This is a genomic window from Exiguobacterium sp. PHA03, assembly GCF_041945985.1.
GTDB lineage: Bacteria > Bacillota > Bacilli > Exiguobacteriales > Exiguobacteriaceae > Exiguobacterium_A.
In genome coordinates this window covers 1,412,663-1,435,477 of record NZ_JAUTYQ010000001.1, presented here as the reverse complement: position 1 = coordinate 1,435,477, position 22,815 = coordinate 1,412,663, and the positions used below count along the sequence as shown (strand labels likewise).

The following is a 22,815-nucleotide window of genomic DNA, read 5'->3' as shown; positions in this document are numbered from 1 at the left end:
AGGATGCTATATTAAATGCATCAGATGGGGTTCCTGAATTGTACGAGAGCCGCCTTTTATCTTTGAGCCACTCTTTTTTGATAGGGAGTTTGACGTTCCAACTAGTAGTACATGCCTCGTAACACAGCAGGAGGACGTACGAATAGGAATCGGATAAGACACCCACCTGCACAGCAGGTTCAAAAATAAGGTATCGACACGGCACTTCGGGTCCCATCGTCTTATTATTTTATTGTTTGACACGTCGCATGACGTTTTTTTTTATGATATAATTCCGAGTAAAACAGTATGAGTATTGTGAGGTTATGAGATGTTACATCAATTTTCGCGTAATGAACTAGCAATCGGTAAAACTGGACTTGACGCATTGGCATCCAAGTCTGTCGCTATTCTGGGAATCGGCGGTGTTGGTTCGTTCTCAGCAGAAGCACTTGCCCGTAGTGGTGTAGGTCGTTTGATTCTCGTCGATAAGGATGATATCGATATTACAAACGTTAACCGACAAATTCATGCCTTGCTTCCGACGGTCGGTCAGCCGAAGGTCGATGCGATGGCAGAACGTCTTGCGTTAATCAATCCAGACCTTGAAATCGTTCGTTTAAAGATGTTCTACAATGAAGAAACATTCGAGTCGTTCTTTGAACAGCAGCCGGATTATGTCATCGATGCATCGGACACGGTCTCGTTCAAAATTCACTTGATTCAAGAATGTAAGAAACGTAACATTCCGATCATTTCGAGCATGGGGATGGCAAACAAGATGGATCCGACACGCATCAAGATCGTTGACATCAAAGATACAAGTTATGATCCATTAGCGAAGGTCATTCGGACGAAACTCCGGAAAGCCGGCATCCATAAAGGTGTTCCTGTCGTCTTTTCCGATGAACCACCCGTTAAGATCATTGAAGAAGTCCGCCAAGTCGTCGGAAACGATGCCGCTGCGATTCGTAAAGCGAAGATGCCACCGAGTTCGAATGCATTTGTTCCATCTGTCGGTGGACTGATTGCAGCGAGCTACGTCATCAATGAGATTGTCCGTGAAGCTGGCGTGACGATCGAACGCGTTCGTTAAAAAAAGCGACCTTATGGTCGCTTTTTCTGATGTGTGGCTGTTTGTTTGTTCCAAAAATCAAGTCGAGCTTGCAGTTGTTTCTCAAAACCGCGCGGGCTCGGGCGATAAAAGACCGGCTTTGTTCGGGCCAGGTTCTCGGGCCAGTAATTTTGTGGCACATAGGCATGCTCGAACTCATGAGGATATTGATAAGTGACACCATTCCCGAGCGCCGCTGCCCCCGGATGATGGGCATCGCGCAAGTGCGGCGGGACGGGTCCGCCGTCCGAACGACGAACGAGCGTCAATGCTTGATCGATTGCTGAGATGACAGCATTCGATTTCGGTGCCGTCGCGAGATATAAGACCGTTTCAGCAAGCGGGATCCGTGCTTCCGGGAAACCGACGTACTCGCACGCGCGTGCGCAGGCATCGACCATTAATAACGCTTGCGGATCAGACAGACCGATGTCTTCTGCCGCATGGACGTAGAGACGACGGACGATGAAACGTGGACTTTCGCCCGCTTCAATCATGACGGCGAGCCAGTAGAGAGCGGCGTCCGGATCGGAACCGCGAATCGATTTGATGAAGGCGGAGATGACATCGTAATGACGATCGCCGTCCTTATCGTACTTCAATGCTTTTTGCTGAATCGATTCCTCGGCGACAGAAAGATCGATCGTGATCTGACCATCAATTTCTGGCGTCGTTAAGACGGCGAGTTCAAGTGCATTCAATAATGCCCGGTAGTCGCCGTCTGACAACTTGACGTAATGATCGATTGCTTCATCCGTGATCGTGATTGGATATTTGCCAAGACCACGCTCCGTGTCCTTCAGGGTCCGATCGAGGACGATCCGTAAATCATCTGCCGTCGGGGGTTCAAAACGAAAGACTGTTGCCCGCGATAAGAGAGCGGCGTTGACCTCAAAACTCGGATTTTCCGTCGTCGCCCCGATCAATGTGATCGTACCCGCTTCAAGCGCTGGCAGTAAGGCGTCTTGCTGCATCTTATTGAACCGATGGATCTCATCGAGAAAAAGGATCGTTTTTTGATCCTCGAACTGAAGACGAGCTTCGGCTGCTTTTAGAATTTCCCGTAATTGTTCCAGTTTCGCCGTGACCGCATTCAATTGCTCGAATGCTGATTTCGTATAACTGGAGATGACACGTGCGAGCGTCGTCTTACCGGTACCGGGTGGACCGTAAAAAATGACGGTTCCGAGACGATCGGCTAAGATGGCACGCCGCAGGAGCGTTGTCTCTCCAATCAGATGACGTTGTCCGACGATTTCATCCAGATTCTGCGGACGCATTCGATTCGCGAGCGGTCCGGCAGGAGACTGGGATTCAAATAAATGTGCCATACACATACGCTCCTTCCACTTTTAGCTACTACTATACTAGAAAGGATGATCCTTCGCATGATGAAAATCTCGACGAAAGGGCGATATGGTCTGACGATCATGATCGCACTCGCGAAAGAAGCTGAATCTAAACCATTGTCCTTAAAGAAAATCGCGCAGATGTATGACTTATCTGAACACTATCTCGAGCAATTGATCGCACCACTTCGTAATGGTGGTCTCGTCAAAAGCGTCCGCGGCGCTTATGGCGGATATAAGCTCGGTCGTGAAGCGCAAAGCATCACGGCGGGTGAAATCATCCGCTTACTTGAAGGACCACTCGTTGTCGTTGAAGGTGATGCATGTGACGAGGTCACGAAACGCAAACTGTGGGATAAAATCCAACAAGCAGTCGATCAAGTACTCGATTCAACGACGCTACAAGACTTAGCGGAAGAAGACGATACAGGATACATGTTCTATATTTGAGAGGTGAAAACGAATGAATTACTTTGACCATTCGGCGACGACGCCGATGCGTCCGGAAGTCCTTGAGGCGATGACGCCTTATTTGCTCGAACAGTATGGTAACCCATCGAGTGTCCATGCGGCTGGTCGGTCTGCTCGTGCAGCGATTGACAAAGCACGTCGGCAGATCGCACAAGAATTGAACGCGAAACCAACTGAACTGATTTTCACAAGTGGTGGAACGGAGTCGGATAACTATGCCATCTTCGGTGCGGCAGAGGCAGCGCGTGAAAAAGGACGTCATCTCATTACGACACGTTTTGAGCATCATGCCGTGCTACGCGCCTTCGAAGAGCTCGAAAAACAAGGCTATGACGTCACGTATCTTGATGTACCAACGACAGGCGTCGTCTCATTGGATGCCTTGCAAGAAGCTGTCCGGGAAGATACGACACTTGTCTCGATCATGTTCGGCAACAATGAAGTCGGGACGATCCAGCCGATTGCGGCAATTGGTCAATTCTTACGGGAACGCGGTATTTTGTTCCATACGGACGCGGTGCAAGTGTTCGGAAAACAAGCAATTGATGTCGAAGCGTTACAGGTCGATCTTTTATCCGCGTCTGGTCATAAAATCAATGGTCCAAAAGGAATCGGGCTATTATATGTACGGACAGGTGTGAAATTAGCGACGCAGACGTATGGCGGAGAACAGGAACGCAAGCGTCGCGCTGGTACGGAGAACGTACCGGGAATCGTCGGTTTAGCGAAAGCGCTCGAACTGATGATCGCAGAGCGCGATCAACAGCAGGACCACATCAAACAACTGCGTAGCGTTTTGCTAACACGCTTGGATGAAAGTGGCGTCACTTACGAAGTCAACGGTGTTGAAGGATTGCCGAATGTCCTCAATCTTTACTTCCCGCAAATTGAAATCGAACCGTTCTTGATCATGCTTGATATGCGCCAGATGGCTGTATCGAGCGGGAGTGCATGTACGGCAGGATCCGTCGAGCCTTCGCATGTCTTGTCGGCGATGTATGGTGAAGATGAACGGACGCGCGCATCGGTTCGGATCAGTTTTGGTCACGGAAATGAGCTCGCGCAAGTCGAACTACTCGCACAAGCCTTGCAAGATGTCGTAAAATCGTTTCAGAATTAACTAAGAGGTGAAATGAATGAATACACGAGCGAAAGCCCCGAGTGAAACGACAGTCGTCGTTGGGATGTCGGGCGGTGTCGATTCGTCTGTGACGGCTCATTTATTAAAAGAGCAAGGCTATAACGTCATCGGGATCTTCATGAAAAACTGGGATGACACGGATGAGAACGGCTTTTGTACGGCGACGGAAGATTATGAAGACGTCATCGCCGTAGCCAATCAAATCGGCATTCCGTATTATGCGGTCAATTTTGAAAAAGAGTACTGGGATAAGGTCTTCACGTACTTCCTCGATGAATATAAACTCGGTCGGACACCGAATCCAGACGTCATGTGTAACAAGGAAATCAAGTTCAAAGCCTTCCTCGATCACGCGATGCGTCTTGGTGCCGATTTCGTCGCGACAGGTCATTATGCACGTGCTGTCTATGAAGATGGAGAACATAAATTGCTTCGTGGTGTCGATGCAAACAAGGATCAAACGTATTTCTTGAATCAATTGTCGCAAGAGCAAATCGCGAAGGCGATGTTCCCAATCGGTCACATGGAAAAATCAGAAGTGCGCCGGATCGCAGAAGAAGCGAACCTCGCTACAGCTAAGAAAAAAGACTCGACCGGTATTTGCTTCATTGGCGAGCGGAATTTTAAACAGTTCCTCGGTCAATACCTACCGGCACAACCCGGTGAGATGCGGACGCTTGACGGCAACGTCATGGGTCGTCACGATGGATTGATGTACTATACGATGGGGCAACGCCACGGGCTTGGTATCGGTGGCGACGGAGAACCTTGGTTCGTCGTCGGAAAAAACCTAAAAGAGAACATTCTCTATGTCGATCAAGGATTCCATAACGAATTATTGTATTCGGAAGGATTACTTGCTTCAGATGTCAGTTGGACATCTGAACGTCCAGTCGGTGAGACATTCCGTTGCACAGCGAAATTCCGTTACCGTCAACAAGACACAGCCGTCACGGTTCGTGTCCTTGAAGATGGACTCGATGTCTCGTTTGACGAACGTCAACGGGCGATCACACCAGGACAAGCGGTCGTGTTCTATGATGGAGACATCTGCCTCGGTGGTGCGACAATCGATGCAGCCTATAAAGCAGGCGAACGCCTCGCTTATTTAGCGTAAGGAGCAAAAGAAGATGAACTATAATGAAGTAGGGTTCCGGCATCTAGAAGCTGGAAATTATGAATTAGCAGCGCAAGCTTTTAATGATGCGATCGAACAAAACCCAAAAGATCCGACGGCGTACGTCAATCTTGGAACATTACTCCAATCGATGAACGACGCTGATCGTGCCCTTCGTTTTTATGACCGGGCACTGATGATTGATAATACGTTTGCGAGTGCCTATTATGCGAAAGGTGCCTTGTTCTTTGCTGCCGACAAACTCGTCGAAGCAGAGGAATCATTGCGGGCAGCGTTGTTATATGGACTTGACGACGCGGATCTCCATTTCATGCTTGGGATGACGTATCAAAAACTCGGTGATCCAGTCCGCGGCTTACCTCGTTTACAGCGTGCGTCAGAACTAAACGGTGTCGATATCGAGATCGCATTCCAATACGGACTTGCCTTAGCGCAAAACGAGAAGTTGGAAGAAGCGGTCGAGATGTTCGAGCATGTCTTGATGCTTGACGAAACGCATACAGATGCACGATACAATTATGCGATTGCTCTTGCCTTCCTCGGTCAACAGGAAGCCTGTTATGCAGAACTTGAAGCCGTTCTTGCCTATCAGCCTGAACACGCGCTTGCACGAGATGCAAAAGCGAAGATGGATGCGTTATTAAAACAAGCAGATTGATCTAAAAAAAGACGATTCCAGGCGGAGTCGTCTTTTTTGTATGGTATTTAATTCCCGACTTCACGGATGACACGAAGCGGAGGTCCGGAAAAGTCTTCATAGGCTTCATCCATGTTTTTCGTATACAGTTCGATGACGTTATTTTCTGTATCCTTGAAATAAGCGGAATACTCTTTTTGGTTCGAGGTCTCCTGTTCATCCCATTCTCTTAGCTTCACGGTGATTGAAGCTTCCCGAAGCTGATTTAAGGCTTGCTGGAACTCGTCCTTCTCAACGTAAAAGGCACAGTGGACATGGACTCCGCCTTCATCGTACAACGTATCCCATTCGGAGACCGGTAAATGTTTAACGGTTCGTTCTTCCATCGTGAAGTCCCGTTTCAGCCAAAGACCGAGTCGGGTGTTGCCGCCAATGTAGAGCCACGTTGCCCAGACCCCATCTTGTTTAGATTGTTCTTTGCTCGGCTCAGCATCCTCAGGTGCCCATTGCTCGACAATCGGAATACCAAGTGTCTCATTCCAAAAGCCAAGGGCGCGATCCATATCCTCGACTTCAAGTACTAATTCACACAATCCTGCAATCGGTAAACGTGCCATCCTTGAACTCCTCCTCTTAACGAAATGTTTCACGTTATCTTTCCCTGATTTAAAATCTGGTAAACGAATGCTATGATGAAAGCAGCGAATGAAAAAGAGAGAAAGAAGGTGGAGTGATGGAGCACCCCCATCAAGTCGTCGGGCGCGTCAAACGTGTGCTCTTTTCTTCTGAAGAAGAAGCACACTCCATTGTATTGGTCGCCGTCAAAGAAAAGAACTTTGAATTAAAAGAAACCGAGCTCGTCATTACGGGTACAGGAGTCGGAATCGAACTCGGAGGGACGTATCAAGCATTCGGTCGTCTCGTTGATCATCCTCGCTTCGGAAAACAACTGAAGGCGGAGCTGATTCGCCGATCGGTTCCGATGACAAAGCATGCGACGATCCGCTTCTTGACGAATGGTTCGTTCACCGGCATTGGTCCGAAAACAGCGAAAAATATCGTCGATGCTCTCGGAGAAGACGCAGTGGATCTCATATTAAAGGATGAACGGGTACTGAATCAGGTGCCTGGGTTAAAACAAAAACAAGCCGACATCATATTGAATCGACTCGCCACGTTATACGGTGTCGATCAGTTGATGCTGTTCTTAGCACCGTTTGATGTCACACCGAAGCTAGCGGCAAAGATCTATGCCGCGTACGAGGGCGACGCCATGGCACGGATTCGGGAGAATCCGTATTCCTTGATGTATGAAGTAAACGGGATCGGCTTTAAGACAGCCGATCATATTGCCGCGCACCTCGGACTTGTCGGGCTACATCCAGAGCGTGTCGCTGCTTCGATCATGCATATATTAGAACAAGAAGCGGGCGAGGGACATGCCTTCGCGACGGTCGACTCTCTGTTGCAACGGGCACCCCGTCTGCTAGGGGAAGATCCGGGAGAGCGGCTGGAACAAGCGATCGAACTGTTGCTCGCTGAAGATAAGGTCAAGCTTGAAGAAGGTTGCTTGTATTTACCGACGATCTTTTATGCGGAAGTCCGAGCGGCGAAGGAGCTAGCACGCGTCATGGCAAACGGTGCTGAACAAGAAGTCGATGTCGCGACGATTCTTGAAGCAATCGGGCACCTCGAAGAACAGTTTGGCATGGAATATGCCGCGCAACAGCGAGAAGCGATCGAGTTAGCGGTCAAAGCGCCGCTGATGGTCTTGACTGGTGGACCGGGTACCGGTAAGACGACTGTCATCAAGGGAATTTTGCATGCGTTGCAAGAAATTCATGACTGGCCGCTTGAGAAGAGTCGCGTCAAGACAGGGGATGTCTATCCATACGTCCTTGTTGCACCAACGGGACGTGCCGCTAAACGTCTATCGGAAGCAACAGATGTACCGGCGATGACGATTCACCGTCTCTTAAAGTATGACGGAACGAACTTCCAACTGAATGAGGATCAGCCGATCACGGGAAAAGTACTGATCATCGATGAATCGTCGATGATTGATATCTACTTGTTATCGAGTTTGCTTCGCGCCGTCCCGAATGGCATGAAGATCTTGTTCGTCGGTGACCGCGATCAATTGCCATCCGTCGGTCCAGGACAGGTGCTGGCAGACTTGATGGATACGGAAGGAATTCCCGTCGTCCGTTTGAACGTCGTCCATCGTCAAGCAGAAGATTCTTCGATATTGCGTCTTGCGCACGATTTGAAGAATCGGACGACGTCTGCTGATTTGTTATCACCACTTGCGGATCGCCGCTTCTATACTGCGTCTCCGCAAGAGACGTTACGGGGCATCTCGGCCTTCGCGGAAAAAGCACTCGCAAAAGGCTACTCGAAATTCGATGTCCAGGTCCTCGCGCCGACCTACCGGGGTCAGGTCGGGATCGACGAATTGAATGTCGCCTTGCAACGCGTCTATAACCCGGAGGAACCGAAGAAACGGGAAGTCAAACAAGGGACGCGGATTTACCGGACCGGGGACAAGATTCTCCAGCTCGTCAACAATGCGGAAGAAAACGTCTATAACGGAGATATCGGCGAAATCGTCAATATCTTCTTCGCTAAAGAGAATGTCGATAAAGTCGATAAAATCATCGCCCGGTTCGATCAGACGGAGGTCGAGTACAACCGGAGTGATTGGGATCAATTCACGCACGCCTATGCGATTACGATTCACAAAGCGCAAGGATCTGAGTTTCCGATCGTCTTGATGCCGGTCTATTTCACGGGGGCGTTCAAACATTCCCGAAATTTAATTTATACGGCAGTTACTCGGGCAAAATCGAGTTTGTTATTATTCGGTGATCCGCGTGCGTTCCATAAAGCGTCGCAAGAAGAGGAACCCCGGCGCCGAACACGATTGATCGAACGACTCGGTGGGGTGACAAAGACTTGACGGATGCTGTTCGATAGGTAATAATCACGATAGATGAATGGACGTAACACGTTGATGGAAGACAAGTAAAAGGAAAACTCGAGTCCAGAGAGAAGTGAGTCTGCTGCAATCACTTTCTCGAGTCCCTTTGAAGCTCCTTCCGGAGTCGGGTGTAAACACCTGCGGGTCATCCCCGTTATCAGATGTTCGAGGTAGGCAATAGGTTGCTTACGAACGAGGGTGGTACCACGGAAGCGATGCTTTCGTCCCTTTTCAGGGATGAAAGCATCGTTTTTTTGCGTCCAAATAAAACCAATGGAGGTAACTGTTCATGAAAGCTCTAAAACCATTAACGGGTGCACAAATCCGTCAGATGTATCTTGATTTCTTCCAAAGCAAAGGGCATGCGATCGAACCGAGTGCTTCACTCGTGCCGGTCGAGGATCCATCGCTCTTGTGGATCAACTCGGGTGTTGCAACACTCAAGAAATATTTTGATGGTCGTGTCATTCCTGATAATCCACGTATCGTCAACGCACAAAAATCAATCCGGACGAACGATATCGAAAACGTCGGGAAAACAGCGCGTCACCATACGTTCTTCGAGATGCTTGGAAACTTCTCTGTCGGTGATTACTTCCGTGAAGATGCAATCAAATGGGGATGGGAACTCTTGACGAGTGATGACTGGTACGGTCTTGACCCAGAACGTCTTTCGGTCACGATTCATCCGGAAGATGATGCAGCGCGTCAAATCTGGCTTGAACTCGGCGTACCGGCTGAGCGGATCATTCCGCTTGAAGATAACTTCTGGGAAATCGGTGAAGGTCCATCTGGTCCGAATACGGAAATCTTCTTCGATCGTGGTCCAGCTTTCGGAGACGATCCGAACGATTCAGAACTTTATCCAGGTGGCGAAAACGAACGCTATCTCGAGATCTGGAATATCGTCTTCAGTCAGTACAACCACGACGGACACGGCAACTACACGGAACTTCCGCGTAAAAACATCGATACTGGGATGGGACTCGAACGGATGGCGTGTGTCATGCAGGACGTGCCGACGAACTTCGATACGGATCTGTTCATGCCGATCATTCATAAGACAGAAGAAATCAGCGGCAAGATCTACCGTGATGATTCGAAACTTGATGTAGCATTCAAAGTCATCGCAGACCACATCCGTACTGTATCATTTGCGATCGGTGATGGTGCTCTTCCTTCGAATGAAGGACGTGGATATGTCCTTCGTCGTTTACTACGCCGTGCGGTTCGTTATGCGAAGATGCTCGGGATCGAACGTCCGTTCATGTATGAACTCGTTGATACGGTCGGGAACGTCATGGTTGACTTCTACCCACAAGTTCCGGAAAAAGCGGACTTCATCAAACGCGTCATTAAAAACGAAGAAGAACGTTTCCATGAGACGCTTCATGACGGTCTTGCAATCTTGAACACGGTCGCTCAGACGTCTAAGGCAAACGGTGAGCATGTCATCAGTGGCGAAGATGCGTTCCGTCTGTATGACACGTATGGTTTCCCACTCGAATTGACAGTTGAGTATGCGGAAGATCATCAGATGTCTGTTGATGAAGAAGGCTTCAAACAAGCGATGGACGCACAGCGTCAACGTGCGCGGGCAGCACGTGAAGAGAGCGGTTCGATGCAACAACAATCGGAAGTCCTCTCGACACTAAAAGATAAAAGTACGTTCGTCGGCTATACCGACCTTAAGGCGGATGCAAAAATCATCGCATTGTTGCATGATGGAGAACGAGTCACAGAAGTGGCTGCTGGTGAAGAAGCGCAAGTCATTCTCGATATCACGCCGTTCTACGCTGAAAGTGGTGGTGAAGTCGCGGATACAGGAACAATCGAAGGCAAAGACTTCGTTCTTGATGTCAAAGATGTTCAAAAGGCACCAAACGGTCAAAACTTGCATACGGTCATCGTCCGTACAGGAATCGCAACGGAAGCGGCGGATGTCGTTGCAAACGTCGAAGCAGCAGAACGTAAAGCCGTCACGAAAAACCATACAGCAACACACTTGCTTCATAAAGCATTGAAAGACACGCTCGGAACACACGTCAACCAAGCGGGATCACTTGTTTCTCCAGAACGTCTCCGCTTCGACTTCTCACACTTCGGTGCCGTGACACAAGAAGAGTTGACAAAAATCGAACAAGACGTCAACCAAGCGATCTGGGCATCATTACCGGTTGATATCGAAGAGATGAACATCGCTGATGCAAAAGCAAAAGGCGCGATGGCATTGTTCGGTGAGAAGTACGGGGAAACGGTCCGTGTCGTCTCAGCAGGCACATACTCGATTGAATTGTGTGGCGGAATCCACGTCGGAAACACTGCAGAGATCGGTCTGTTCAAGATCGTCTCAGAGTCTGGGATCGGTGCAGGTACACGCCGGATCGAAGCCGTGACAGGTGCAGGCGCGTATCGTGTGATGAATCAACACTTAGAAACACTCGAACAAGCAGCAGCTGTCTTGAAAACGAAAACGACGGAAGTTCCGGTCCGTATCGAAGCACTGCAACAACAACTTCGTGAGACGGAACGGGCGAACGAATCGTTGCAAGCAAAACTTGCGAACATCGAAGCTGCTTCACTAAAGGACGATGTTGAGGAAATCAACGGCGTACGTGTGCTTGCGAAACGTGTCGACGTCTCAGATATGGATGCCCTCCGCGGTATGATGGATGAGTTGAAGAGCTCACTTGGATCAGCAATCATTGTTCTCGGTAGTGCGCAAGGTGAAAAAGTCAATCTCGTCGCAAGCGTTTCAAAAGATTTAATCGACCAAGGCTATCATGCTGGTAAATTGATCAAGGAAGTCGCAACACGCTGCGGTGGTGGCGGTGGCGGTCGCCCTGACATGGCTCAAGCTGGTGGGAAAGATGCGTCGAAATTAGAAGAAGCACTCGCGTACGCTTCACAATACGTGCAATCACTGGCATAATAGAAACGTAGTGTATATGAAAGAGGTGATGAACGTGAGTCAGATGGATCAAACGATGAAATTCAACTTTCCAGAAGACGATAACAAAGCAGCGACACGGGATGTGTTGTTGACGGTCTATCATGCTTTAGAAGAAAAAGGATATCATCCGATCAACCAAATCGTCGGCTATCTCCTATCTGGAGATCCTGCTTACATTCCTCGTCATAATGACGCACGTAACTTAATTCGTAAGATTGAACGTGACGAATTGCTCGAAGAACTCGTGAAATCTTATTTGGCGGAGAGTGGAAATTCAAAATGAAACGTGCAATGGGACTAGACGTCGGTTCGAAGACGATCGGGGTAGCGGTCAGTGACTTGATGGGCTGGACGGCGCAAGGTGTCGAGACGGTCAAGTGGACGGAACCGGATTACCCAGAAGCCTTCAAACAGCTCGATGTCATCAGGGAGACATACAATGTCGAAATCCTAGTCATTGGTCTTCCGAAAAACATGAACGGTTCCATCGGTCCCCGTGCGGAGGCGAGTGAAGCCTTTGCGAAGGAAATTGAACAGCATACTGGGCTTGAAGTCGTCTTCATGGATGAACGGTTGACGACGATGCAAGCAGAACGGATGCTGATCGATGCCGATGTCAGCCGCAAGAAACGAAAACAAGTCATCGATAAGATGGCTGCCGTCATGATCCTGCAATCGTATTTGGATCGGGCGAATCGATGAAGGGGGAGAAACCGATGGCTGAAGAAAAACGTCAGTATCTCTTTCCAGATGAAGAGGGCGGCGAACATCTTTTCGAAGAATGGTACCGTTACTCAAGTGAACGTACAGGAAAAACCTATCTATTTCTTGAAATGATCGGTAACCCTGACGAAGGAGCGGATGATCTAATCATCTGTGAGATCGATGAATATGGAGAAGGCGAAGATGATTTTGAATTGAGCCTGATCGATGAAAATGATGAGCAAACTTGGGATGAACTCGAGCTTGCGTTAAAGGAGCGGATCACTGATGCAACAGAATGAGCCAACACGTTACGTAATTCCGGACGGCGAAGGAAATGATTTCGAATTCGTAGAACGTCTGCGTTATGAAAGCCCACGTTCGAGCAAGACATACATCTTCCTCGAGCCAATCGGAGCAGATTATGACGAAGCAGAAGAAGTCGATATCTTCGTTTACGAACTCGACGAATACGGTGATGGAGACAACGACTTCAACCTCGTACCAATCGACGAAGACGATACAGCGACTTGGGATGAAATCGAAGAAGTCTTTAACACGCTCGAAGATCAGTTAGACTAACCCGACTCATGACAGGTGACGTCGTAAGAGACTTTCTCTTACGGTGTCACCTTGTTTTAAGAGAAGAAGGAGGAACCGATGGAGAACGAATGGAAGCAAAATGCTGAAATCGAAAAAAGGCGACGCCGGACATCACGCCGGATCACGCTGATCATCCTTTCTGTATTGTTGACGATTTTTCTAGTTACCAGTGCGGTCATCTATGTCTTTTTGAAAAATGCGCTTGAACCGGTCGATGAAGCAGCGACGAAATCCGTCAAAGTCGAAATTCCTTTAGGCGCAGGAACGAGTACGATCGCTTCCTTACTAAAGGAAAAAGATTTGATTGCAAACGAGACGATTTTCCGTTATTACGTCCGTTATAAGAATGAATCGTCATTCCAGGCGGGTACATATACCCTGTCACAAGCCATGTCCCCGGATGAAATCATCAATGAATTGAAAACGGGAACGGTCATGAAGGCAGCGGATGTGAAAATCACGTTACCTGAAGGCATCACGATGGATCGTCAAATTGATTTAATCGCGAAAGCGACGAAGTTCAAAGAAGAGACGATTCGTAAAGAATTGACGGATGCGATGTTCATCGATGCCATGATTGAAAAATATCCGATGTTGACGGATGAAGTGAAGAAGAATGGCGTCTTGTACGCACTTGAAGGATATCTCTTCCCAGCAACGTATGAGTTCGATAAAGGAAAAAGCATTGATCAAATCGTCGAGACGATGCTCGACGAGACAGAAAAAGTCTACGATGAAAATGAGGATGCCATTCGAAAGTCAGGCATGACCTTCCATGAAGTGCTCAGTCTCGGTTCAATGGTCGAGCGTGAAGCCGCGACACCGAAGGATCGTCGTGAAATCGCAGGCGTCTTCAAAAACCGTTTAGATGATGGCATGAAACTTCAGTCGGACCCGACGGTTTGGTATGGCACAGGCGAGAATACGGCATTGACGACGCTGAAGGATCTTGAGAATAACTCGAAGTACAATACGTATAAGTACGAAGGAATTCCGATTGGTCCGATTTCAACGGTCAGTAAGGATTCCGTATTAGCTGTCTTGAACCCGAATAAAACAAAATATGTCTATTTCTTCGCCCGTCCACCAAGTGATACACATCCACGAGGACAGATTCTTTACGAAGAGACATATGAAGAACATCAACGAAACGTCGTTAAGTATAAACCGGAATGGGTGGAATACGAAGCGAGTAAAGAGCAATGAGCAACGGGTTGGGTTGAAGCGGAAATGACGCTTCAAGTCAACCTGTTTATGCGGAAGAGGGAGTGAATGGCGTGAAGGATTTCACGACCTATGTCGAATCGATGATTCATCCTCGTGATGCCCTACTAGAAGAAATGGAGCGTTATGCGGAAGAACATCATATACCGATCATCGAGTTGACCGGTTCCGAAGTCTTGTTGTCGCTCCTGCGATTACAGCAACCGAAGCGTATTCTAGAAGTCGGAACAGCAATTGGTTATAGTGCGATCCGGATGGCACGCGCGTTACCGGATGCGCGTATTACGACAATCGAACGGAATGCAAAGCGGTATGAAGAAGCAAAAACCTTCATCGCCCGGTCAGATGTGGCGGATCGGATTGACATCATTTTTGGTGATGCAGTAGAATTAGCCGAAACGCTTGAAGACCAGTTTGATGCAGTCTTCATCGATGCAGCTAAAGGACAGTATAAAAAATTCTTTGCGGGATATGGGCGACTCATTCCAGAGGGTGGCGTGCTTTATACGGACAATCTCTTCTTACACGGAGATGTCCTTGAGCCTGACCCGAAGACGTTCGATCGAAGAAGACGTCGGCTCGTGCGTCTCGTCAAAGAATTCACGGTCTGGATGATGGAACAAGAACAATATGATACGACGATTTTTCCGCTCGGTGACGGTGTATCCGTCAGTCGGAAAAAGTCGAAATGATGGAGGAACGAATGACATGCAAAAACCGGTAGTAATAGGCGTAGCGGGCGGAACGGGTTCAGGGAAGACGACGGTGGCACGTTCACTTGTCGATGCGTTCCCAAGCGAATCAATCGTCATGATTGAACAGGACGCATACTATAAAGACCAAAGTGAATTATCAATGGAAGAGCGATATCAGACAAACTATGATCATCCATTTGCTTTCGATAATGGTCTTTTGATCGAACACATTCAAGCGCTCCGCGAAAACATTGCCGTTGAAAAACCGGTATATGATTATGTCGCACATACACGTGCTCAAGAAACGATTCGTCTCGAACCACGTGATGTCATCATCGTAGAAGGAATTTTAGCGCTTGAAGATGAACGGTTACGGGAACTAATGGATATTAAGGTGTTCGTCGATACGGATGCGGACGTTCGCATTCTTCGTCGGATGCAACGTGATATCAACGAACGTGGGCGTTCAATTGATTCTGTCGTTGAGCAGTACACGAATGTCGTCCGTCCGATGCATCTGCAGTTCTGTGAACCGACAAAACGTTATGCGGATATCATCGTACCAGAGGGCGGCGAAAACCACGTGGCAATCGATTTACTCGTAACGAAAATCCGAGCGATCCTTGATTATCGTTCGGCACTTGATCAAAGAGGATATTGATTCCAAAAAAGATGTGAATATACTATACTAGTGGAATAAAAAGGAGCGTGACAAAAATGGCAGAAAAGCAATACTACATGACGCTTGAAGGTAAAGCGAACATTGAAAATGAATTGAATGAATTGAAGTCAGTCCGCCGGAAAGAAGTCGTCGAGAACATCAAGATTGCCCGTTCGTTCGGTGACCTTTCAGAGAACGCAGAGTATGATTCAGCAAAAGAAGAGCAAGCAATGGTCGAAGGCCGGATTGCTCAACTGGAAGAGATGCTTCGCAACGTTGCCATCATCTCGGAAGAAGAGAAGGATATCTCAGTCGTCGGTATCGGAACGACAGTCACTTTCTTGAGTGTCGAAGACAACGAAGAAGATACGTATACGATCGTTGGTAGTGCCGAAGCAGATCCGTTCACGGGTAAAATTTCGAACGAATCACCAATCGCAAAAAGTTTAATGGGGCACCAAGTCGGAGATCAAGTCTCTGTACCAGCACCAGGCGGCGAATACGCAGTAAAAATTACATCGATCAAATAAAGAACACAGGAGCCGGAGCAATCCGGCTTTCTGTTTGATGGAGGAATGGACCATGCCAATCGCAATCATCGGCGCAATGGAAGAGGAAGTCAACTTATTGCGCAACGAGTTGTCAGAACGTAAAGATACAGTCATTGCAAACTATCATTTTTATGAAGGACTCTTGAATAGCGTTCCTGTCGTCATTTTGAAGTCAGGAATCGGGAAAGTGAACGCTGCGATCGGTACGACATTATTGCTTGACCACTACAAACCAACTGCTGTCATCAATACCGGCTCAGCAGGCGGATTTAAAGAAGGCTTAACGGTTGGGGATGTCGTCGTCTCAACAGAAGTACGTCACCATGACGTAGACGTGACAGCGTTTGGTTACGAATATGGTCAGGTACCTGGAATGCCAGCTGCCTACCAAGCAGATCCAAAGCTCGTAGCAACAGCAGAAGCTGTCATCGAGCGCATGGATGCAATTCGTGTCGTTCATGGATTGATCGCGACAGGTGACTCATTCATCCATGATTCAGAGCGTTCTGCTCAAATCAAGGCGCACTTCCCAGAAGTCGCAGCCGTCGAGATGGAAGCTGCGCCAATCGCACAAGTCTGTCATCAGTTTGGTGTTCCGTTCGTCGTGACACGTTCGATTTCAGATAGCGCTAATGAAGAAGCGTCACTCTCGTTTGATGAATTCCTCGAGATTGCGTCAATCAATTCCGCTAAAATGGTCATGGAAGTCGTTCGGACGTTAGCAGAATGAGGTAGAAGGAAGGGCACGGGAGACCTTGCTCTTCCTTTTTTCTTTGACAAAAGCAAATTAACGCTTTATATTAGTACCAGATACTAATAACAAAAGGGGATGCCTTATGAAGATCGGGATTGTAGGATTAGGAACGTCTTTGCCATCACGTCGCGTAACGAATGATGAGCTAGCAACGACGCTCGACACAAGTGATGAATGGATTCGGACACGAACAGGAATCGGGGCACGACGAATTGCAGCCGATGATGTGGATGTAACAGACTTAGCGACAGAAGCGGCTCAGAAAGCGCTTGATGATGCTGGATTGACAGTAGAGGACATCGGCTTGATCGTTGTCGGAACGGCAACAGGACGTGCGTTCCCTTCTACAGCCTGTATCGTTCAAGAGCGCCTGGGAGCACGAGGGGCGACCGCTTTTGATATCAGTGCGGCCTGTAGTGGATTCATCTTCGCATTACAAACAGCTGCAAGCATGTTATCAACAGTCGAAGGAAAACATGCACTGGTCATCGGTGCCGAAAAAATGTCGAGTATTGTTGACTGGTCAGACCGGTCGACAGCGATTTTATTCGGGGATGGTGCAGGAGCGGTCGTCATCGGACAAACTGAGCAAGAGGGATTAAATGCTTTTGAACTCGGAACAGACGGACGTGGAGCCCATCTGTTGTTTAAGGATATCGATGGACCAATCGAGATGAACGGTCGCGAAGTCTTTAAGTTCGCCGTTCGTAAATTACCGGAAATCGTTGAGAAGGTCATTCAAAAAGCAGACAGCACGCTTGAAGATGTCGATATCTTGATTCCGCATCAGGCGAACCTACGCATCATCGATGCAGCGTGTGAACGACTGCACATTCCGCAAGAAAAGGTCATCGTTACGATCGATGAGCATGCGAATACATCTGCTGCTTCGATTCCACTCGCACTCGAAGAAGCACGTAAGCAAGGTCGTCTGACACTAGGTACGAAACTTGTACTTGCTGGCTTCGGTGCCGGATTGACTTGGGGAGCAGCATATATTACTTGGACTAAAGGAGAGAACACATAAGATGATGAGAAAACGCGTTGTAGTCACAGGAATCGGGGCATTGACACCAATCGGGAATGATGCGAATACATTCTGGGATGCATTAAAAGAAGGAACGAACGGAATTCGTCCGATGGAGCGTCTTGATATCGATGAGTATCCAACGAAGGTTACGGGCGAATTACAGAACTTCGATGTCACAGAATTCATTGAGGCGAAAGAAGCACGGAAAATGGATCGCTTCGTTCATTATTCACTTGTCGCTAGCCTGGAAGCTGTAAAAGATGCTGGAATCGACATTAAAGAAATTGCAGAACGTGCTGGGGTCTGGATCGGATCTGGAATCGGTGGCGTTGAGACGATCGAGAAACAAGCGAAAATCTACTTTGAACGTGGACACCGTCGTGTCAGCCCATTCTTCATTCCAATGATGATTCCGAACATGGCAAGCGGTCAGGTATCGATCTATACCGGAGCCAAGGGACCGAATAACTGTTCCGTCACTGCATGTGCTTCAGGAACGAATGCCATCGGAGAAGCACTGCGTGTCATCGAACGTGGCGATGCGGATGTCATGATCGCTGGTGGAGCGGAAGCACCGATCACGAACTTAGCATTTGCTGGTTTTTGTGCCAACAAAGCGATGTCGACGAATCACGATCCTGAAACGGCAAGTCGTCCATTTGATGAAGGACGTGACGGATTCGTCATGGGAGAAGGCGCAGGTATCCTGATTCTTGAGGAATACGAGCATGCGGTAGCACGTGGTGCAAAAATCTATGCAGAGGTCAGTGGGTATGGATTAACAGCTGATGCGTACCACATCACAGCTCCGGATCCAGACGGAGACGGTGGAGCACGCGCGATGGCGATGGCGATTCAAGATGCGGGCATCACTCCGGAGGCAGTCGGATACATCAATGCTCATGGAACGAGCACACCGATGAACGACATTCTTGAAACAAAAGCGATTCACAGTGTCTTTGGTGAACAAGCGAAACAACTCGTCGTCAACTCAACGAAATCGATGATCGGTCACTTACTTGGTGGAGCAGGTGGTGTCGAGGCGATTGCAACAATTAAATCGTTACAAGAACAAACAGTTCACCCGACGATCCATCTGAAACAGCCGAGTGAAGGCTGTGATCTCGACTACGTGACAGAAGGTTCACGTCACGTCGAAATGACTTATGCGCTCAGCAACTCGCTTGGGTTCGGTGGACACAACGCATCACTCGTCTTCAAACGGTATGAAGCTTAAGCTCAAGCGACTCCCTTGAAACATCAAGGGGGTCGCTTTTTTGATGAAATTCTGATTCAATAGAGAAATGCGTGTTTGACGCAGAAAGGAGTCGTTTATGGCTAACATCACAAAAAAGACATCGATCATGGCACTGCTCCTATTTTTACTGATTGCACTTAGTGGCATGCTCATATATCGTCTGTCGTCGTCTCAAGAAACTAAAACAAGTAACGAAACAAAAACAGCAAAAGTCGAACTGATTGAATCATCGCTTCCGAAAACGTCAGATATTGCGCTGGCGACAGATAGTCGTTCACAGACACTTTTAGCGCAATTGTATGAAGGATTATATGTCTTTACTTCCGGAACATCGGTCCGTCGAGGTTTAGCGCAGGATATGTCAGTCTCGAAAGATCGATTGACGTATACGATTCAACTCAAAGAAACGAAGGATGCCAATGGTCAGCCGATTACGGCGCAGCAATTCGTCGATAGTTTTCGGCGTATCGCTGCTAATCAAACCAATTCACCGTATGGTTTCTTGTTCGAAGTATTTAAAAATGGACGCGCCGTCAATGATGGAAAAATGAAACCAGAGCGTTTAGGAGTCAAAGCCAAAGGACGCAATCAACTCATCATCACGTTGAATCAGCCGGTTTCGAATCTAAAGGAATTACTTGCGATGTCCGTCTTCTATCCACAACCGGAATCAAAGAAGTGGGAAGAACTTGTTGGAAATGGTGCATTTACACTAGAAAAAATGTCGAAAAGCGGATATACGCTTAAGAAAAATGATCAGTATCATCAGCAAAACGTTGTCACAGTAGCGAAAATAGAAAGCCGTATCACTCCCGATCATCAGACGCAATGGAGTTCGTATGAGAAAAGCAAGGCGGCTATCCTTCCATTACAAGAAAGTGTCGAAACACAAGGTGATCAGGTTTCACGACCGACCTATCAAAAAAAGCGGAGTGGTGTCTTTTATATCGCCTTTAATCAAAAAAATGACACGTTCCGCGATACGACACTCAGAAAGCGGATTGCTCACGCCTTGATGGAAAAAGAATCGGTTCAACTTCCTTTAGGATATGCAGGTATTCCGACGAATCGATTCGTCGTCACGGATACGAACGTATTGATGTCAGAATCCGTTCAAGAGAAACCTGAAAAATCACAAGAACATAGTAAACAACAAATTGAGATGCTTAATTTTGATGATCCACAAGCAAAACGGATTGGGGAACAACTCGAAACCTATCTTGAGAAACAAATACCTGAGATTGATATCATTCTTAAGCCAGTCGCGATTGAAGAGAAAATCGACAAAGAACAATCATCACGATATGCGATGACTTTGACTGGATGGATGCCAGATTATCCAGGACCGCTAGCCTATTTAAATCAGTTCGTCTCAGATAATCCTTTAAATTCGGTGAATTATCAATCCAAGGTATACGACCAGACAGTTGAAAAAGCAAGAAAAGAAAAAGAGATAAAACGAAAACAAGCACTCTATCATCGAGCCGAAGAACGGTTAATCCATCAGGATGCTGTCGTCGTTCCTTTGTATCAGACGACTGAGAAATTATATGTTTCTGATACGATTCAAGGAATTGAAGTACCGATTTATGGACCGGAATACCTACTCCGCTCGATGAAAATTTTAAAATAATCACTTAACTGGGACCATTATTTCTTAAGGTCCCAGTCTTTTTTGAAAAAATATTTAGAAAAATCGGATAAAAGGTTTGCAAAATTATCAGAACATTGTAAACTATTTGTAACGAAGGGTTTGATTCGAATATAGTAATTCTTTTTTTTTCGGTCAAAAACCTGACAGTATCATTTTTTTAGAAACCTAGGGGGGTCATCGTAACATGAAGAAGAAAAGCTTTGCTTTAGCTACATCGGTAGCACTCGTATCAAGTGCGTTCCTCGCAGCTTGTTCGACAACGGATTCAGGCGACAAATCGGGCGACACAGGTTCAAGCAAGAAATCAAATGATCAAACACTTAACTTGATCGAAGGTTCGGATATCCCGACACTCAACCCGACGACTTCTACAGACTCAGTTTCATTCAACGTGTTGAACAACACGATGGAAGGTCTTTATCGTCTAGATGACAAGCAGCAACCGACTCCAGGTATCGCTGAAAGTCACACGGTTTCAGATGACAAATTAACATACACGTTCAAATTACGTGATGCGAAATGGTCTGACGGTACACCAATCACGGCAAAAGACTTTGAATATGCATGGAAAGAAGTTCTCAACCCAGAGAACGCTTCACAGTATGCATATGTCTTCTACAACATTAAAGGTGCAGAAGAATATAACACGAAAAAAGGCGATCGTGATGCTGTCGGCGTTAAAGCGGTCGATGACAAAACGCTTGAAGTTAAATTAAAAGCACCTGCAGATTATTTCCTCGGACTCACTGGATTCGGACCATTCATGCCGAAATCAGAAGAACTCTCGAAGAAAATCGGAAAAGACTTTGGTTCGACTGCAGACAAGTCGCTTTACAATGGACCATTCAAGTTAACGGAATGGACACGTGAGCAAGGCTGGAAAATGGTTAAAAACGATAACTACTGGGATAAAGATGCCGTTAAACTTAAAACGATCAACGTTAAGGTCGTCAAAGAGACAGCAACTGGTGTCAACTTGTACGAAAAAGGTGATATCGATCGTACAGGTCTAACTTCTGAGTTTGTTGCTCAGTACAAAGACAATAAAGAGTTCAAAACAAAAGGTGAATCAACAATCTTCTACCTTTACCTCAACACAAAGGTAAAAGCACTTGATAACGAAAAAATCCGTCGCGCGATCGACATGGGTTACAACAAAAAAGGAATCACGGATGTCATCCTCGCAAACGGATCACTTCCAGCAAACTACCTCGTACCTAAAGATTTCGCAAAAGATGCTGACGGAAAAGATTTCCGCGACAAGTATCCTGGATTCAACGAATTCAATGCTGACGAAGCGAAAAAACTTTGGGAAGAGGGTCTCAAAGAAATCGGTCAAAAATCGGTTGATCTTGAACTCTTGAACTATGATAGCGATGATTCGAAGAAAATCGGTGAGTTCTTGAAAGGTGAACTTGAGAAAAACCTTCCAGGTATGAAGGTTACGATCAAACAACAACCATTCAAAAACAAACTTGATCTTGAAAACAAAGGTGACTTCCAGTTCTCACTCGCAGGATGGGGTCCTGACTACCAAGATCCAATGACGTTCCTCGATCTCTTCGTTACAGGCGGACCATACAACCGTGGAAAATGGTCGGACAAAGAGTACGATAAACTCATCAAAGATGCACAAACACAAACAGATGCAGCAAAACGTTGGTCTGAATTGCAAGAAGCTGAAAAAATCCTTCTTGATTCAGCAGCGATCTCACCTGTTTATCAGCGTGGACGCGCATTCCTCGTTAAACCATACGTTAAAGGAGTCGTCGAGCATAACTTCGGCGCAGACTTCTCATACAAATGGGCTTCAATCGAAGGAAAATAAGCAAAATAAAAACGGCTTCCGATTTGATTCGGAAGCCGTTTTTTATCTGTAATATAAAAAAAGACCGGGACATCCCGGTCTTTCGCGTAGAGG

The 22,815-nt window shown here is 47.2% G+C and carries 22 protein-coding genes, 1 other RNA gene and 1 other annotated feature; of the genes, 21 read left to right on the top strand and 2 right to left on the bottom strand.

The genetic code is table 11. The features are described 5' to 3' along the window. The first annotated feature begins 27 nt into the window (after positions 1-27). A non-coding RNA gene (ssrS, locus tag Q7C19_RS07680) (6S RNA) lies at positions 28-217 on the top strand. Positions 218-310: 93 nt separating this feature from the next. Continuing rightward, on the top strand, positions 311-1,075 hold the full coding sequence (locus Q7C19_RS07675) for a tRNA threonylcarbamoyladenosine dehydratase (RefSeq protein WP_023468920.1): 765 nt from the start codon (positions 311-313) through the stop codon (positions 1,073-1,075). Positions 1,076-1,086: 11 nt separating this feature from the next. Here the strand turns inward: Q7C19_RS07675 and Q7C19_RS07670 are convergent, their stop codons facing one another. After that, a complete protein-coding gene (locus Q7C19_RS07670; protein ID WP_056062480.1) occupies positions 1,087-2,424 on the bottom strand; it encodes a replication-associated recombination protein A in 1,338 nt (445 codons plus the stop codon). A gap of 60 nt (positions 2,425-2,484) precedes the next feature. Here Q7C19_RS07670 and cymR point away from each other — a divergent pair, with 60 nt between their 5' ends. The 4 genes from cymR to Q7C19_RS07650 are packed head-to-tail and all read left to right on the top strand — an operon-like array spanning position 2,485 to position 5,850. Further along, positions 2,485-2,892 (top strand): cysteine metabolism transcriptional regulator CymR, encoded by a 408-nt coding sequence (gene cymR, locus Q7C19_RS07665; protein ID WP_056062801.1) that lies wholly within the window; start codon positions 2,485-2,487, stop codon positions 2,890-2,892. Positions 2,893-2,905: 13 nt separating this feature from the next. Then, positions 2,906-4,033 carry a cysteine desulfurase family protein gene (locus Q7C19_RS07660; RefSeq protein WP_035406543.1) on the top strand — a complete coding sequence of 376 codons (1,128 nt, stop codon included), beginning with the start codon at positions 2,906-2,908 and terminating at the stop codon, positions 4,031-4,033. Positions 4,034-4,049: 16 nt separating this feature from the next. Further along, positions 4,050-5,171, top strand: coding sequence for a tRNA 2-thiouridine(34) synthase MnmA (gene mnmA, locus Q7C19_RS07655; protein WP_029342234.1), 1,122 nt, complete (start codon positions 4,050-4,052; stop codon positions 5,169-5,171). Between the two features lie 13 nt (positions 5,172-5,184). Beyond that, complete coding sequence (locus Q7C19_RS07650) at positions 5,185-5,850, top strand: tetratricopeptide repeat protein (protein ID WP_056062473.1); 666 nt, start codon at positions 5,185-5,187, stop codon at positions 5,848-5,850. Between the two features lie 47 nt (positions 5,851-5,897). On the opposite strand, the gene Q7C19_RS07645 is transcribed toward Q7C19_RS07650, so the two are convergent. Continuing rightward, positions 5,898-6,446, bottom strand: coding sequence for a VOC family protein (locus tag Q7C19_RS07645; RefSeq protein ID WP_290772620.1), 549 nt, complete (start codon positions 6,444-6,446; stop codon positions 5,898-5,900). 116 nt (positions 6,447-6,562) lie between these two features. On the opposite strand from Q7C19_RS07645, the gene recD2 reads away from it, so the two are divergent. From recD2 to Q7C19_RS07570, 15 genes are all read left to right on the top strand, one after another. After that, positions 6,563-8,788 carry an SF1B family DNA helicase RecD2 gene (gene recD2, locus Q7C19_RS07640; protein WP_056062464.1) on the top strand — a complete coding sequence of 742 codons (2,226 nt, stop codon included), beginning with the start codon at positions 6,563-6,565 and terminating at the stop codon, positions 8,786-8,788. A 42-nt stretch (positions 8,789-8,830) separates the two neighbouring features. Further along, positions 8,831-9,041 (top strand) — a binding site (T-box leader). A gap of 57 nt (positions 9,042-9,098) precedes the next feature. Further along, positions 9,099-11,741: an alanine--tRNA ligase gene (gene alaS / locus Q7C19_RS07635; RefSeq protein WP_214853112.1), complete on the top strand. Its 2,643-nt coding sequence runs from the start codon at positions 9,099-9,101 to the stop codon at positions 11,739-11,741. A gap of 34 nt (positions 11,742-11,775) precedes the next feature. Beyond that, positions 11,776-12,045 (top strand): IreB family regulatory phosphoprotein, encoded by a 270-nt coding sequence (locus Q7C19_RS07630; protein ID WP_029342229.1) that lies wholly within the window; start codon positions 11,776-11,778, stop codon positions 12,043-12,045. Then, entirely contained in the window at positions 12,042-12,464 is a 423-nt protein-coding gene (gene ruvX / locus Q7C19_RS07625) for a Holliday junction resolvase RuvX (RefSeq protein WP_375091921.1), read from the top strand. Before Q7C19_RS07630 ends, ruvX begins: the two co-directional genes overlap by 4 nt. Before the next feature lie 14 nt (positions 12,465-12,478). Continuing rightward, positions 12,479-12,766 carry a DUF1292 domain-containing protein gene (locus tag Q7C19_RS07620; RefSeq protein ID WP_023468909.1) on the top strand — a complete coding sequence of 96 codons (288 nt, stop codon included), beginning with the start codon at positions 12,479-12,481 and terminating at the stop codon, positions 12,764-12,766. Continuing rightward, positions 12,753-13,046 (top strand): DUF1292 domain-containing protein, encoded by a 294-nt coding sequence (locus tag Q7C19_RS07615; RefSeq protein ID WP_023468908.1) that lies wholly within the window; start codon positions 12,753-12,755, stop codon positions 13,044-13,046. Before Q7C19_RS07620 ends, Q7C19_RS07615 begins: the two co-directional genes overlap by 14 nt. Before the next feature lie 78 nt (positions 13,047-13,124). Then, complete coding sequence (gene mltG / locus Q7C19_RS07610; protein WP_035406563.1) at positions 13,125-14,273, top strand: endolytic transglycosylase MltG; 1,149 nt, start codon at positions 13,125-13,127, stop codon at positions 14,271-14,273. A gap of 71 nt (positions 14,274-14,344) precedes the next feature. Continuing rightward, a complete protein-coding gene (locus Q7C19_RS07605) occupies positions 14,345-14,983 on the top strand; it encodes an O-methyltransferase (protein WP_081780346.1) in 639 nt (212 codons plus the stop codon). A 16-nt stretch (positions 14,984-14,999) separates the two neighbouring features. Next, positions 15,000-15,647 (top strand): uridine kinase, encoded by a 648-nt coding sequence (gene udk / locus Q7C19_RS07600; RefSeq protein ID WP_035406565.1) that lies wholly within the window; start codon positions 15,000-15,002, stop codon positions 15,645-15,647. Positions 15,648-15,703: 56 nt separating this feature from the next. Beyond that, positions 15,704-16,177 carry a transcription elongation factor GreA gene (greA, locus tag Q7C19_RS07595; RefSeq protein ID WP_029342224.1) on the top strand — a complete coding sequence of 158 codons (474 nt, stop codon included), beginning with the start codon at positions 15,704-15,706 and terminating at the stop codon, positions 16,175-16,177. A 52-nt stretch (positions 16,178-16,229) separates the two neighbouring features. Further along, positions 16,230-16,928, top strand: coding sequence for a 5'-methylthioadenosine/S-adenosylhomocysteine nucleosidase (gene mtnN, locus Q7C19_RS07590; protein ID WP_029342223.1), 699 nt, complete (start codon positions 16,230-16,232; stop codon positions 16,926-16,928). 106 nt (positions 16,929-17,034) lie between these two features. Continuing rightward, the gene (locus Q7C19_RS07585) at positions 17,035-17,979 is read left to right on the top strand and encodes a beta-ketoacyl-ACP synthase III (protein ID WP_290785222.1); all 945 of its coding nucleotides are present in this window, start codon (positions 17,035-17,037) and stop codon (positions 17,977-17,979) included. A 1-nt stretch (position 17,980) separates the two neighbouring features. After that, positions 17,981-19,219 (top strand): beta-ketoacyl-ACP synthase II, encoded by a 1,239-nt coding sequence (fabF, locus tag Q7C19_RS07580; protein ID WP_035406574.1) that lies wholly within the window; start codon positions 17,981-17,983, stop codon positions 19,217-19,219. Positions 19,220-19,316: 97 nt separating this feature from the next. Then, positions 19,317-20,873: a peptide ABC transporter substrate-binding protein gene (locus Q7C19_RS07575; RefSeq protein WP_290772603.1), complete on the top strand. Its 1,557-nt coding sequence runs from the start codon at positions 19,317-19,319 to the stop codon at positions 20,871-20,873. Between the two features lie 205 nt (positions 20,874-21,078). Continuing rightward, positions 21,079-22,722: a peptide ABC transporter substrate-binding protein gene (locus Q7C19_RS07570; RefSeq protein ID WP_294740592.1), complete on the top strand. Its 1,644-nt coding sequence runs from the start codon at positions 21,079-21,081 to the stop codon at positions 22,720-22,722. Positions 22,723-22,815: the final 93 nt, after the last annotated feature.